This is a genomic window from Corallococcus sp. BB11-1 (assembly GCF_026626625.1).
In the GTDB taxonomy this organism is placed as follows: Bacteria; Myxococcota; Myxococcia; order Myxococcales; family Myxococcaceae; genus Corallococcus; species Corallococcus soli.
Genome location: NZ_JAPNJY010000022.1, coordinates 107,679 through 121,277, shown reverse-complemented (window position 1 = coordinate 121,277; position 13,599 = coordinate 107,679). Strand labels below are relative to the sequence as shown.

Here is a 13,599-nt window from a genome sequence, read left to right as displayed (position 1 = left end):
CAAGGGCCGGGTCGCCTGTGACTCTTGCAGTCAACTTCCCCACCCGGTTTGCCGTCCTGTCGGACTGAACAGGGAACCTCTGTGCTGAGCGCCCCTGCTGGGGCCTGCCACGGAGGCGTCGATGGGCATGCATGGGAGTTGGGCCGTCGTCTTGTTGCTGCTGTTGCCCGGGGCCGGAGGGGCGCAGGAGGCCAACACTCCAGAGGACTTCGACGCCACCGTGCGCAGGCTGGAGGAGGCCATCTCCGACAAGTCCTCCGGCGAGGAGGAAGAGGGAGCGGCTCAGCCCGAGGAGGAGGCTTCTGCGCCCGCGGCGCCCGACTCGGCACCTCCGATGACGAACCTGCTGCGCATGGACGCGGCGACGTGGACGTTGCTGCCTCGGAGGGGCGCGGGCACCGCGGAAGGCTTCGTGCAGGTGGAGCCCCTGGTGGCCTTGGGGAAGGGGGAGTCGTTCCGCCTCATTCTCGGGGCGCCGGTACGGCTGCGGCTGTGGGGTGGAGGGGAGAGCGCGGGCCTCGTGAGGAAGGAGGACTGGGACACGCTGTCCGACTGGGGGCAGGTGGTGCGCCTTCTCATGGTGGGAGGAGACACGCCCGACTCGGTGTGGCTGGGGATGATGGAGGGCTACTCCCTCCTGTCCGGGCACCTGGTGCGGCGCTACGGCAACCGCGTCAACCCCGACTACCACCCGGCCGGCGTCATCGCGACGGGGACACTGGGGCCGGTGTACGCGGAAGCCTTCGCTTCGGACGTGTTGAGCGCTCGCCTGGCGGGGGCTGAAGTCGCCCTGGACGTGCAGCACGTCCTCTTCGGCCGGCCTCCTGTCCCTGGGCGGTACACGCTGGCGCTGTCGGCGGTGCATGACTGGAGGCGGATGGACGGCACCGCGCGGCCCATGACGCTGGCGCACCTGGACGCCACCGCCGTGGTGCTGCGGCGCGGGCGCAAGGGCCAGAGGCTGGAGGCGCACCTGCTGGGCGGGTGGGGCGGACGCCCGGGCGAGGGCGGGGCCTGGGGCGCGGTGGTGGGTGTGGGCGTGGATGCGCTGACGCCGACGGTGGACATGCGGGCCCGTCTGGAGGGGCGCTTGCAGCGCGGAGGCTTCCGTCAGGGCGCCTTCGGCCCGGACTACGAGCTGGCGCGCTTCCAGGTGGCGGGCCCGGCCGCCGTGCCGCTGGCGGAGGCGTCCTTCCCGGAGGGGGCTTCTGCCTACGGGGAGGTGATTCTCAACTGGGACGCGGTGCGGCTGAGTGGCATGCGCCAGCGACACCTCTTCCTCTCCCTGGGGGTGGAGGCCTTCTCCTGGGGCCGGGTGGACGTGGACGGGCGGGTGGAGGCGCAACTCTTCCACCGCAACCTCACGGTGGGCGTCGGCGGACTGGCGACGGCCATGGGCCAGCCAGGGGCGCGCTACGTCGTCTCGGGAGAGGCCCGGTGGCGCTTCCTGGGCGGCAACCTCTACGCGCTGGGGCAGGGCGGCACACTGCTGTTTCCCACGCCGGAAGGGACGCTGCGGCCGGGAGCCTTCGCGGCCGTGGGGCTGGGGGTGGACAATGCGCGTTGAGCGACTGCCGCGCGGCGTGGTGGGCCTGGTGCTGGCCCTGGCCCTCCTGTCGTCGGGGTGTGCCTCGCTGCCCTCTCGGGAGGGCCCTGGAGGCATCCTGGCGTCCGTCTCGGGCGCGACGCCCCTGGTGGCCTTGGGGCGCGGTGCCGTCGCGAGTCTCCCCGAGGACGAGGCGCTCGAGGACTTCGACACGGAGTCCGCGGACGGACCGCTTCTGCACCGCCGCCGGGCTACGCCGTCTCCCCCGAATCCCGGCGGCGGAGGAGAAACGGCGCCCCTGCGTGTGGTGGGGGCCCTGGCAGGTGTGTGCGGGGACGTCCCCACGGGTTGGCCTCACCTGGACTCGGAGGACGAGGGGCTGGCTCCCTTCCTGGAGTGCACCACGCCCGCGGCCTTCCTGGCCTTGCAGCGCCAGGCGGACATGCCCCGCCTGGTGGAGGCGCTCTCGGACTGGAACGCCGTCCGGCTGGGCGCCCTGGGCCCCCTAGAGGCCGAGGCTGCCCGTGTCCTCCTCCAGAAACGCGCGGCCTTCCTCGCCACCGCCGTCGAGAAGCACGGCCTGGCCAAGGCGGAAGTCCTCGCCCTCTTCGTCCTGCACACCTCTCACGACGATGAGGTGCGACAGTTCTTGCGCCTGTTGGCCGAAGACAAGCTGCTCAAGCGCGCCCTGGGGGCCATGGAGGTGGTGCGCGAGGAGCTGAAGCAGCGAGGCATGGCCCTCACCGACTTCCCGGAGCGGGACTTCCGTGCTGGCGACATCGCGCGGGGACTGGGGAGGGCCGCGGATGACGTCAGGGCCTCCATTCCAGTTGTCGGTGGGCTCCGGGGCGTGGAGGCGTCCTACCTGCCCGCGCAGCTCCCACCGCTCTACCAGGAAGCGTACCAGGAGGTGGAGAACGCCCAATTCCTGGGGGCCTTCGCGCCGGGCAACGTGGCCCTGGCGTCCTTCGACCACCTCACCTTCGGGGTGCCGCTGGGCTTCTACCACCTGGTGGCGGGGACGGCGCAGGGCGGGGCCTCTCTCGCCAAGGGGGAGTACGAGGAGGCCACGCGGCAGTTGGCGCCCGCGGCCCTCATGGTGGGCCTGTACGCGGGAGGGAAGGGGGCGAGCGCATTCCGTGAAGCTGGCGTCTCCCGGTTGGAGCGCGCTCGCCTCCAGGCGGTGGTGTCCCGCGTGGAGTCGCTGAAGGCGGTGCTGGAGAGGTTGGAGGCGCGAGTCGGGGAGAGCGTCGTGGGGGAGTTGGCGCGCTACCTCCAGCAGGACCGGGACGCAGCCATTCTGGTGGCGGAGTGGGGCGAGGCAGGCGCGCTGGCGTTGTACGAGGCGCGAGGCAACGTCGCGCAGGCACAGGCCACATTGGCCGTGCGGTACCGCGAGCCCCCGAGTGGCGCATCTGTCGGCGGGGGCTCCGGGAGAAGGGGCGGTACAAGGCCCTCCGTGCTTCCCGAGATGGCAGGCCTGCCGGCTGAGGTGGCGGAGGCGAAGTTCAAGCAGTTGGAGGCGGAGTTCCCGGGAGAGCGCCTGTCGATGAACGTGGCAGAGCTGGAGAAGCACAGCGAGGCTCTGCGGAAGGCGGTTCCTGCCGAAGTGACTGCGGAGCCCCTCTGGGCCCACTACGTGGCGTACCTGGAGACGCGGGCTGCGGAACTCAAGCAGGGGATCGCGGAGAAGGGGCCCCTGAAGTGGGCTGGCTACCAGCTCGTTCGTGACAGGTACGCCCGGGGCCTGGCCTTCGAGCGGGAGATGGTCGCCATCCTAGAGGCGGACGCGGCCCTGCCGCGGGCGAAGAGGCGATGGCTCAAGGACTTCGACCGGCCCCGCATCGTGACGCATGTAGGGGTAGCGAAGGCGGACCTGCGCTTTGCGGACGTCCTCGTCATCGAGGATGGGCCTGCTGCTGGCGCGCTGCCCCGCGTGGAGACGTTCAGCTTCAAGAGCCGGGAGCTCAATCGCCTGGGGAGGAGTGAGCTGACGGCGCAGATGAGAGCAGATGCAGGCGACGCCTTGCTGTACTACGGAGAGACGGTGGACATTAGGCGGCCTGAATTGAAGCTCCGTGGTATGGCGGTAAAGGTCGAAAGGGTCCGCCTCGTCTATGAACGCAAGCTTGCGCCAAGCGATACGGACATGCTGACGAGTGCGGTGAGGAACGTCAAAGAGGACGTCAAGGGAGTGGAGGTCTTGTTTCAATGAAGCTGCTGACCCTTAAAGACCTGAACGTTGAAGATACGCTGAGGTTTTCGTTCGACGGGTCATTCAGCCATCATGATGCGTTAGAGCGTGAGTTGGAGCCCTTTCTTCAAGGGCTTGAGTCGCATGCGGGTGATTGGATGCCCGACATTGTAAAGGGCAGTCGGCAGCGTAGATATTCGCGTGATGCTGTCGTGATGGCTCTGAAAGAGCGCCAAGATCGGTACGGTTCGACAGTTGGCTTGTATCGCACGACTTTCCCGGCCGTCTCGTTGACGATTGATCTTGGGCTTGCGCTCACTCCTGCGAAAATACGCATCTGGCTTGATGTGCAGCCCGTGTCTTTCTTTTCGGAACAGGAGCGCTGCCAGGAGTTCGTAAAGGCAGTTCGCGGATGGGGTTCGATGTATCCAGTCCCCTATGCTGTGGCGCACAGTGCAGCGGACAGGCAGTTGGCTGATTTTCCTCGGTTTGGCCGCGATGACGAGACGTGCGAGAGGTCTGGGACCGACACGGTCTACGACGTATTCTGGCTGAACATCTTCGGTCCGAATCTGGTGGAATCCGTCGGCCGAGAGCGGATGCTCTCGACGCCCGCGTACCTCGTGGAGGAGCTTCCCAACGGCTCCGTCCTCCTGGTGCTACGGCCGACTGCTGCGGACTTCGCGAGCGACGAGGCGCGTGTGGCCCAGGCCCGTGCGCATGTCCACTTGCGGCCAGACCTCGACTTCGACACGGTGCTGCGCACGCTGAGAGAGCGCAGCGCCGCGCTCATCCCCGTCGAACTGCGCTTCCACCCTGACGTGGCGCCTTTCCTCTCGCGACTGCCGGACGAGTTCGCCATAAGCGAGCGGCAGCGGAAGATTGCCGAACTCAACGCTTTCCGGCCGCCGGTGCCGGAGGAGTGGCTACCAGTCGGCCTTCCCTCGGATGTGGAGAACCCAGAGCGCGTCCGCAGCTACTACGGCGACCTGGCCGAGAGCCTAGTAGCTGCGCTGCATACCAATGTGCCCAGCATCTTCGATGCGACGCCCGAGTCCCTCACGGACCTGGACTTCCACTTCTGGCGGGAGAACTTCCCGGAGCGGTATGAGCGGGATCTCATCGACGAGCACACGGCTCCGGCTCTCGGGGCCTTCCTGGGCGGCATGCTGGTGCGGCGGTTAGGAGGGACGTGGGTGCTGCGGCAGAAGATGGAAGAGTCCCAGGTGCGCGTGGGCAAGCGCGTCTGGCTGCCATTCCTCCGCGCGCGCCGGTACATGCAGTCGCGCGAATCGCTGTTGGCGTACTCGCTCACCCAGTTCTTCAAGGAGGCTGAGCGGTACCGGCCGTGATTGAAGCGCAGGCGCGCACGACTGCAGCGGTTGCTGGGTGGAACTGATCGCTACCGCCGCAGTCGTCGTGCCAGGGGTTTTGGCCGGCGGGGATGGGCCAAGTATGGCCCTAGACGGCCCCAGCGGTTGACAAGGTGCTGGTCGTGACGAGGTCCCCTTGGCCTTCGCACCTACACTGTGCCTGAAGTGAGCCCACGTCTGGCTTGCGGGATATGTACGCTCGACGAGGAATGCTCCGCTTCCTCAGCGCCCTTGCGCCGAGTACCTCTCCGGCGGTGTAGTCTTGGCAGTCCACCGCGCTACCTGGAGGCCTCCATGAACGCCGCTAGCCCACCCACCGTGAAGGTTGATGCCTGCGCCAATTGCGGCAAAGACAAGGAGGCCTACTACTTGCCGCAGGGGCAGACGATAGCTGTCTGGCCGTCCTTCACGGTTTCGGTGGCGGACCCAGCGACCGGGAAGGAGCGGGAGTACACACGCATCCTCTGCCCCTCCTGTGCGAAGACGCTGCCGCTGACGGAGGACAGGAAGCGCATGTTGGAAAAGCAGGTCGCTGCCCACTCGAAGGCCTGAGGGGATTCGCGCCCGCCACCTCCCAATCTCGGGATGGCGAAAGGGCGCGGTTGGGATCTGAATCAGCGCGTATTGGAGTCGGACGAGTATCCACCAAGAGGAGGTAGTTGTGAGGGAGAAGAACGAGGAGACCGCAGTGTTGTCCGCAGCCGAGGTACGCCAGGGACTCGCCACCATCCGGTCTGCGCTACCGGCCGCTTCCAAGGAAGCGGGTGCCGCCTTGTCCTCCATCGAGGCGTACATCGAAGCGCTGGAGGCGGACAGGGGTCGGCTCTTCAAGGCGCTCACGGAGGATCCGAACTGGTCGGAGGAGCCGGTCCATTACCATCCCCAGGCTTATGGGGGCCTGCGCCCGTCCGTGCCGCTCAACTCATTGACGCCACAGGAGCGCGACCGCGTTCGGCGGTGCCGCGACAGCCGCCTCTGGCTTCCGGCCCCTGCCGGCACCGTGCAGGATCCCTCGGGGGTCGTGTGGGTCTCTCCTCCCGTCAACCCGGCCAAGAATGTGTGACCCGCGAACAATCGGCAACTCTCCGACGGGGAGTGCTGGCTGCCTGCTGTCAAGGCGAAGGGGCGCCCAACACGGTGAAGGAGTAGGGCTGTTCACGGAATCGGCTAAGCTCGGCGGCTAACTGACGCCCGTGGTCTCCGGTTGGTCTACCGCGCGTCGGTGGGTGGGGAGCAATGCCGCAATCGTCGCTCGTTCTTGAACTGCAGTGCTTGGCGCAGTCGAACAAAACGGACCTCTCCGAACTGCTTCGGCATGCAAAGGTCGTCGCAGTGAAGCTGAAGCTCGATGATTTCAAGGAGTGGCTTGACCGTGAAATGGGGGGCTACCCTCGTGATGGGAAAGTGCCTGAGTACCGCATTCTATCCGCGCAACTCATGGCCAAGAACCCATACAACGGGTTGATACCAGTTATGTTCAAGGCAGGCGACAAGCGCGCAACCCACTTCTCGAAGTCGCCCATTGTCCAGTCAGTTGGAGAACTAGAGCATCTGCTTCATGGGATGCAACAGGACGGACAACTTCAGATTCCTCTGTCTTCCAGTGAGATGGAGTGGCTGGTTGATGGCAACAGGGACCTGATGCACATGCCGCCGACCAGAATCGTGAGCCCAAGCGGCGTCGCGGGAATTCTTCATGCCGTGCGCGACACAATTCTCAACTGGGCGCTGGACCTAGAGCGCCGTGGCATTTTGGGCGAGGGGATGACGTTCACTCAGGACGAACGGCGGTCAGCGGCGAACATGACGATTCATAACTACGGGGCCTTCATTCACGGCGACAATGCCAACATGGCTTCCGCCGACGCATCACCGGGCGCGACGGTCACGACAGCCGCCGGAGGTGCTCAGGTCCACCAGCGGTTGAGGACGGTCATCGCAGCCGCGCAACAGCAGAACGAAGAGTTGGGCAGCGCGCTTCAAGCGTTGGCGGATGCCGTGGTGAAGAGCCGGGACCTACCGGATGAGAAGAAGAGCGAGGCCACCGAGCAGTTGTCCTTCGTCGCGCAGCAGTGCGCCCTCCCTGAAGACAAGCGGCAGCCTCGCAGCGTCCTCAAGCCGTTGCTCAGCGGTCTGAGAGAGACGCTCGGGCTTAGCGCCGACGTCCTTCAGGTCTGGGGTGTCTACGGCCCGACCATCCTCGCCGTCCTCGGCGTCGCCCTGTCGTGAACGCCGCTACCGTTGCCTCGTAGGCTTCGGCGGTTTGGGCCTCCACCACGGCCAGCGCGTCCCGGACACCGCCAGTTCCTTGGCCAGCCGTACTCCACCCAGGCTAGGTTCCGCGAAGTCCGTGAGGCGGGACTACCTTCCAGCCCGTGGCGTGCCCAGGGCGATGCCATCCATGGGGCGCCGAGGAGCTGCTGGCTGCCCGGGCCTTATGGACCAGGAGGCCCGGCGGTGCCTTCGAACGTGCCGCACTCCTCCTGCCCTGGACTCACTGGAGCCGTGTTGCTGCGGTGGCTGGCGGGATGATGGGGAGGCCGCACCAGAAGATGGAGGAGTCCAAGGTGCGCGGTGGCAGGCTCGTCATCCTGTCCTGCCGATGTGCCCACAGGCACATGCGGCTCTGCCAATCACTGCAGGATAGCTCCCGCTCGCGGTCGTGCGCGGAGGGGGAACTGCATCGATTCTGGGCAGGGAGGGACTCGTATACATGTGAAGATCGACCGCCAGGGGACGCAGAGTTTGTGGCGAGGTCGCTGCATTTTTAGGATGCTGGCTATCTCCCTAGAGCGCCAAGGTCCGAGAGTTATGGTTACTGACGAGCTTCGTAAGAGTGTTGGTTTGATGCTGAAGAAGCTGAAGCCACTTCCGGAGTGCTATGAGAAGGAGCGTCGCTTCACGAATTTCAAGGCGGATGACCAGTTTCCAGTTCCTGAACTTGTGCTCTTTGTTTTGCGGGATGTCCTTGGTCTGGAGGTACTTGGCCCTTGGGAGAAGACTCGATGGGGAGCTTCGTTTGAGTACGAGGGGGCTTATTTCGATGTGTCGCTTAGGAAGTTCGGATTCACGGTGACGACGCAGGTTGAGCATCCAGAGGGGTCGCCGTTGGTTAGAGAGGTTTTGGGAAAGATCGAGAAGTCGGTTCGGATTGTTGAGAAGTTTCTTGAGCCGTTCGTCCAGGAACAGGCGCGCGATGGCAGGGTGACAATTGCCAATAGGTTTCATCACTTCGAGCGGACATATCGATTCTTCCGCGAAAAAGCTGCTGAAATGTATGGACCGCCTGAACTGCTGCCGGCAGGCAATGGGCAAGGTGCTGAGAAAGGGGGGGCTATTGATTTTTTTGCTCCGTGGGCGAGGGCATCGGAGAGGGCAATGGAGGGAGGGCACTATGCGGAGGCTATGATGAATGCCTACTTCAGTAGAGCCGAGCATGTGTTGGTGCTTTCGTTGCCTTTCTTGGGCTTCGAACCAGGGAGCGGGCAGCTCATGGATTTTATTGCTGAGAAGTGGTCGAAGAAGGTTCGTCGCCTCTTTGAGTCTGGGGCGGATCCGGTTGCGAAGTCGCTCTACGAACGGATTAAGCACATTCGAGATGCCTTGCGAAACCCGTTGGCGCATGGAGGATTTGAGCCAGGTATTGGTTCTCTGTACTTTCATCTGCCAGGCGTGGGGGCTCTTCCTGCTCGGATGACTCGGCATGGTGATGGTTTTTCTTTTGTCTTTAATCCCATTGGGCATGCTTCGTTTTGGGAGATATGCGCGGCTCTTGATGAGTTTGATGAATATTTGCGCAAGAAGCTGGGTGGGGGCTGGCGTTGGGCCGAGGCGGGGCTCGATGTTGCTTATGACGAGCAAAGCCGTAGGGAGTATTTTGCTGCGGCGCAGTCCGTCGAGAAGCTTGAGCGTCTCATTGAACGGGCTTCGTTGAGGGGCGACTATCATAATAACTTTGAATATTGACGGACTGTTGAGGGTGGCATGGACAGCGTTCCGTCTTGTTTCGGAATAAGGCGCGCGCCAGACGCACGACATGAGTAAGGCACTCGAACAGTGGGTGCAGATGTCCAGTTGGAGGTCGCCGGGCGAGTGCGTGCGGAAGGAGTGCTCGCTGCGCGGGTGGTAGCCATAATCTAAGTGCCGCCAGCCGCATGAGGCTCTGTTCAGACGACAAGCTAGAAGTGCCAGGCGTCGGCTGCGGCGAAGCGGATGGCCACATGAAGCGCTCGGCGCAGTCGTTGCCTGCAGGGACTCCGGACGATGGACGGGGGAATGCGCCCCGGCGATGCCGCGATGCCGCACGAGTGGGAGGGACGCTGCCGAGTCTTGGGGCTCTCAGAGTCTCTCGGACAGGGCGCCGGCCGCCTTGCGAGGAAGGGCGAGTGCCCTCGCGAAGCGGTGGCAGAGCCGGCTGATCCGAGGCGGCTGAAGGCGCCTTCACTTCGAGTGTTTGTTTGGAGGGCCCTGCCAGCCTGGCGTTGCCCTCGCCGGGACCAGCAAAGCAGGTGAAAGACGCAACCAAAAACCAGAGAGAGACGCCCTCCCAGAAACCTCAGAGCGGAAAGAGCGGGTCTCCGGGGGAGTGTTGTTAACCACCGCCCCAAAAGTTAACAGCACCTGTTAACCACTCTCGGCCTCTCTCTCCCCAAAACGGGTGAAAGAGCGGTCCAGGGGGCCCACTCGGCGGCGGAGGAGAGGGGGCATCTCGCTCTGCGGGATAGAGCGCCGAGAGCGCCCTCTTCGTCACCGCGAGCCAGAATCCCTTGTGATTCAAGGGCTTAAGCACGAAGGCCCCGCGATATCATCGCGAGGCCCTTGTTAAACAAAAAGGGCCCTACCGGTTGGTAGGGCCCTTCAAGTAGCTCCCCGACGTGGACTCGAACCACGGACATGGTGATTAACAGTCACCCGCTCTACCAGCTGAGCTATCGGGGAATATGTCCCGTCGCGGCGGTGCGCTGCCGTGACGGACGCGATTTCTAGAGAACCGAGCCTGCCGTGTCAACTGTCCCGTTCAATCCGCTCTTCCGACTCTCCTCGCAGCCCTGGTCCGCCCTCGACGGTCTGGGCCCGGTCGCCGCAGAGGCGCTTGCCCGGATCCTCTCGGGGGAGCCCGCCGAGCGCGTCCTCGACCGGACTCTGCGCGCCCACCGGGAGCTGTCCCGCGAGGGTCGTCAGGCCCTGAAGGAGGCCGTCTTCAACGTGGGCCTCTGGCGCCGCCGCCTCGCGTTCCTCCTCGGCTCGGAGGAGGTGTCGCCTCGCGCGCTCCTGTTCGCGCTCCTTCATGGCCTGGGCGGTGTCCCCGCTGCGGACGCCGCGTCCTGGGCGGGTCTGGAGGCCCCGGTGCCGCTTCGCACCGGGGAGCCCCCATCGCTGGCGCTCCGGGCCTCGCTGCCGGACTGGCTCGCGGACCACCTCTCCCGGGAACTGGGGCCCGAGGCCGAGGACTTCTGCGCCCACCTCAACGTCCCGGGTCCCATCACCCTCCGGGTGAATCCCGCCCGCATGTCCCGTGAAGCCCTGGCCGCGCGCCTTGCCTCGGAGGGCGTCGCCACCCGTCCCGGCTCCTGGAGCCCCCTGGCGCTCCAGGTGGAGGGACCCCGGCCGAACCTCTACGGACTGGCCTCCCTGCGCGAGGGACTGTTCGAGGTCCAGGACGAGGGCAGCCAACTCCTGGGCCTCCTCGTGGAGGCCCGCCCTGGAGAGACGGTGCTGGACCTGTGCGCGGGGGCAGGGGGGAAGACGCTCCAACTGGGGGCGGCGATGGCAGATTCGGGCCGCCTGCTGGCCTATGACCCGGATCCGGAGCGGTTGGACCGGCTCCAGCAACGTGCATCCCGCGCCGGACTCACCCGTGTCCACGTGCTCCGGACGCCTCCCGCGCCTGGCCTGGGGGCGGACCGCGTCCTCGCGGACGTGCCCTGCTCCGAACTGGGGTCGCTCCGCAGGGGCCCGGACCTGCGCTTCCGGCTCACCCCGGACGTGCTCTCCCGGTTCATCCCCACCCAGCGCGACATCCTGGCCCAGGCCGCGGACGCCGTGCGCCCCGGCGGCCGGGTCGTCTACGCGACCTGTACCGTCAACCGCGCGGAGAACCAGGACGTCGTCGCGGACTTCCTCCGCGCCCGCCCGGACTTCCGCCTCGTCCCTCCTGGTTCCGGATGGCTGCCCGCGGCGTGCGTCCAGGACGGCTTCCTCTTCGTCACCCCACACCGGCACGGCACGGATGGCTTCTTCGCCGCCGTGCTCGAACGCGCGAATGCAGCGGGGTAGGGCGCCCGCTTCCGGATCCCAGGGGAGCAGCCGGCCGAGCGCTCCACGGGGTAGCGTTCCTCCATCCAGCGGTACTCAACGCTTCGGGCCGGTCCCTCCCTGAATCACCGTGTCGCCTCCGCCCCCGGTGCTATGAAGCGCAGCGTGCGTTGGCTCAAGCCTCTCCCACTCCGCCCCCGCGACACGGTTCATGTCGTCGCTCCCGCTGGCCCCTTCGAGCAGGCCCCTTTCGAGGCCGGCCTCCGGATCCTCTCCGAGCGCTACTCGCCGGTGCTTCGGCCCGACCTGGGCGCCTCGCACCGCTACCTCGCCGGTGACGACGCCCGCCGCCAGGAGGAGCTGTCCCACGCGTTCCTCGACCGAGCCTCCCGCGCCATCTTCTGCGCCCGGGGCGGCTACGGCAGCTCGCGGCTGCTCCCCGAACTGCCGCTCGACAAGGCCGGGTCCGTCGCCTTCACCGGCTTCTCCGACCTGACGTCCATCCACTGCGCGCTCCAGGCGCTGGGCCGCGTCTCCTTCCACGCGCCCGTCCTCACCCAGCTCGGGCGGCAGTCGTCCCAGGTCCACGATTACCTCTTCCGCCTCCTCGAATCCTCGGAGGCCCCGCCGCCCCTCCACGGCAATGCCACCTATGTCCCCGGCACCGCCGAGGGCGTCCTCGTGGGCGGCAACCTGTCCGTCTTCTCCCGGCTGCTGGGCACGCCGTACATGCCGCCGCTCGACGGCGCCGTGCTCCTGCTGGAGGACGTCACCGAGCGCCCCTACCGCATCGACCGCATGTGGACCCACCTGCGCCTCGCCGGCGTCTTCGCCCGCGTGCGCGGCATCGTCCTGGGCGACTTCACCGCCTGCGAGGAGAAGGACGGCGGGTACTCCAGCGCGGACGTGCTGCGCGAGCTGGCCCGGGACGCGAAGCTGCCCTGCGCCGCGGGCTTCCCCATCGGCCACGGGGCCATCAACTACCCCGTGGCGTTCGGCACGCGCGTGCGCCTGGAGGCCGACGCCGCCCGCCTCACCTTCCTCGAAGGCGCGGTGAGCCCCGGATGAACCCGCACCCCGTCGCCAACCTCCAGGCCGTGCTGGATGACGGCGTGGAGCTGGGCATCTTCCCCGCCGCCCAGGCGGTGGTGCTCCACAAGGGGATGCAGGTCTTCGGCGGCGTCGCGGGCAACGCGACCGGCGACACGCGCTTCGACCTGGCGTCCCTCACCAAGGTCCTCTCCACCACCGCGCTCTTCCTGCGCCTGTGGACCGAGGGCAAGGTGGGCCCCAACACGCTCGTGTCGCGCTACCACCCCGGCTCCCCGGCCGGCGACGCGGGCGTCACCGTCGCGGACCTGCTCTACCACCGCTCCGGCCTGCCCCCCTTCGTCCCGTTCTTCGCGGACGCCCTCAAGGCCCGGCCGGAGCTGCTCGACGCCGGCTGCTCCGCGAACGTGCGCACCCAGGCCCGCGAGGACGTGCTGCGCGCCGCCGCCGCCACGCCGCTGGAGGCCCCCGTGCGCACGCGCACCGCGTACAGTGACGTGGGCTTCATCCTCCTGGGCGACATCCTCTCCCGCGCCGCGGACGCCCCGCTGGACACGCTGTTCTCCCGCCACGTCGCGGAGCCCCTGGGCCTCAACGCCCGCTTCCACCGCCTCATCGACTTCCCCGTGGACGGCACCACCGCGCACACCGGCGCGATGCGCCCCCGCGAGCCCGCTCCCGGCCAGGAGTCGCTGTGGAAGGACGTGCCCTCGCGGCCTTCACGCCCCGGCGAGGTGGACGACGACAACGCCTGGGTGCTGGATGGCGTCGCGGGCCACGCGGGCCTCTTCGGCACCGCCGTGGACGTGGCGCGCTTCGGCCAGGCCGTGCTGGAGGGCTGCGCGGGCACCCATGCCGCGCTGGCACCCGCGCCCCTGTGGCACCGCCTGCTCGCCACGGATCCGCTCCTGGAGGGCAGCACCCGCTCCATGGGCTTCGACTCGCCTTCGCGCGGGCACTCCAGCGCGGGCCGCTTCATTGGCGACACGCCCCCGGGCGCCGTGGGCCACCTGGGCTTCACCGGCACCAGCCTCTGGGTGGACCTGCGGCGCTCGCTCGTCGTCGCCCTCATCACCAACCGCGTGGCCCAGGGTCGCCAGGACCTGCGCATCCGCGACTTCCGCCCCGCCTTCCACGAACTGGTCGTGGAGGCGCTCGACCTCACCGCACTCCCTTAAGGG

At 66.8% G+C, this 13,599-nt stretch carries 10 protein-coding genes and 1 tRNA gene; 10 read left to right on the top strand and 1 reads right to left on the bottom strand.

Annotated elements, in window-relative coordinates; translation table 11 throughout:
- Positions 1 to 121 precede the first annotated feature (121 nt).
- The 7 genes from OV207_RS17295 to OV207_RS17265 all read left to right on the top strand — a co-directional run bounded on the left by OV207_RS17295 (position 122) and on the right by OV207_RS17265 (position 9,079).
- Positions 122 to 1,567 (top strand): hypothetical protein, encoded by a 1,446-nt coding sequence (locus tag OV207_RS17295; RefSeq protein ID WP_267556275.1) that lies wholly within the window; start codon positions 122 to 124, stop codon positions 1,565 to 1,567.
- Complete coding sequence (locus tag OV207_RS17290; protein WP_267556274.1) at positions 1,557 to 3,761, top strand: hypothetical protein; 2,205 nt, start codon at positions 1,557 to 1,559, stop codon at positions 3,759 to 3,761. The genes OV207_RS17295 and OV207_RS17290 overlap by 11 nt, the downstream gene beginning before the upstream one ends.
- Positions 3,758 to 5,092: a hypothetical protein gene (locus OV207_RS17285; protein ID WP_120617043.1), complete on the top strand. Its 1,335-nt coding sequence runs from the start codon at positions 3,758 to 3,760 to the stop codon at positions 5,090 to 5,092. Before OV207_RS17290 ends, OV207_RS17285 begins: the two co-directional genes overlap by 4 nt.
- A gap of 315 nt (positions 5,093 to 5,407) precedes the next feature.
- Entirely contained in the window at positions 5,408 to 5,665 is a 258-nt protein-coding gene (locus OV207_RS17280) for a hypothetical protein (protein ID WP_147439218.1), read from the top strand.
- Positions 5,666 to 5,885: 220 nt separating this feature from the next.
- Positions 5,886 to 6,176: a hypothetical protein gene (locus OV207_RS17275; RefSeq protein ID WP_120617045.1), complete on the top strand. Its 291-nt coding sequence runs from the start codon at positions 5,886 to 5,888 to the stop codon at positions 6,174 to 6,176.
- A 173-nt stretch (positions 6,177 to 6,349) separates the two neighbouring features.
- Positions 6,350 to 7,342 carry a hypothetical protein gene (locus OV207_RS17270; protein WP_267556273.1) on the top strand — a complete coding sequence of 331 codons (993 nt, stop codon included), beginning with the start codon at positions 6,350 to 6,352 and terminating at the stop codon, positions 7,340 to 7,342.
- A gap of 618 nt (positions 7,343 to 7,960) precedes the next feature.
- Positions 7,961 to 9,079 (top strand): hypothetical protein, encoded by a 1,119-nt coding sequence (locus OV207_RS17265; RefSeq protein WP_158617582.1) that lies wholly within the window; start codon positions 7,961 to 7,963, stop codon positions 9,077 to 9,079.
- Positions 9,080 to 9,978: 899 nt separating this feature from the next.
- Here the strand turns inward: OV207_RS17265 and OV207_RS17260 are convergent.
- Positions 9,979 to 10,051, bottom strand: a tRNA-Asn gene (locus tag OV207_RS17260).
- A gap of 63 nt (positions 10,052 to 10,114) precedes the next feature.
- Between OV207_RS17260 and OV207_RS17255 the strand changes: the two genes are divergently transcribed.
- From OV207_RS17255 to OV207_RS17245, 3 genes are all read left to right on the top strand, one after another.
- Positions 10,115 to 11,389 carry an RsmB/NOP family class I SAM-dependent RNA methyltransferase gene (locus tag OV207_RS17255; RefSeq protein WP_267556272.1) on the top strand — a complete coding sequence of 425 codons (1,275 nt, stop codon included), beginning with the start codon at positions 10,115 to 10,117 and terminating at the stop codon, positions 11,387 to 11,389.
- 132 nt (positions 11,390 to 11,521) lie between these two features.
- Complete coding sequence (locus OV207_RS17250; protein ID WP_267556271.1) at positions 11,522 to 12,436, top strand: S66 peptidase family protein; 915 nt, start codon at positions 11,522 to 11,524, stop codon at positions 12,434 to 12,436.
- Positions 12,433 to 13,596 (top strand): serine hydrolase domain-containing protein, encoded by a 1,164-nt coding sequence (locus OV207_RS17245; protein ID WP_267556270.1) that lies wholly within the window; start codon positions 12,433 to 12,435, stop codon positions 13,594 to 13,596. The genes OV207_RS17250 and OV207_RS17245 overlap by 4 nt, the downstream gene beginning before the upstream one ends.
- Positions 13,597 to 13,599 lie beyond the last annotated feature (3 nt).

Coding starts and splice junctions, on each gene's coding strand:
- OV207_RS17295 (WP_267556275.1), top strand. CDS start 122: ATGGGCATGCATGGGAGTTGGGCCGTCGTCTTGTTGCTGCTGTTGCCC.
- OV207_RS17290 (WP_267556274.1), top strand. CDS start 1,557: ATGCGCGTTGAGCGACTGCCGCGCGGCGTGGTGGGCCTGGTGCTGGCC.
- OV207_RS17285 (WP_120617043.1), top strand. CDS start 3,758: ATGAAGCTGCTGACCCTTAAAGACCTGAACGTTGAAGATACGCTGAGG.
- OV207_RS17280 (WP_147439218.1), top strand. CDS start 5,408: ATGAACGCCGCTAGCCCACCCACCGTGAAGGTTGATGCCTGCGCCAAT.
- OV207_RS17270 (WP_267556273.1), top strand. CDS start 6,350: ATGCCGCAATCGTCGCTCGTTCTTGAACTGCAGTGCTTGGCGCAGTCG.
- OV207_RS17265 (WP_158617582.1), top strand. CDS start 7,961: ATGCTGAAGAAGCTGAAGCCACTTCCGGAGTGCTATGAGAAGGAGCGT.
- OV207_RS17250 (WP_267556271.1), top strand. CDS start 11,522: ATGAAGCGCAGCGTGCGTTGGCTCAAGCCTCTCCCACTCCGCCCCCGC.
- OV207_RS17245 (WP_267556270.1), top strand. CDS start 12,433: ATGAACCCGCACCCCGTCGCCAACCTCCAGGCCGTGCTGGATGACGGC.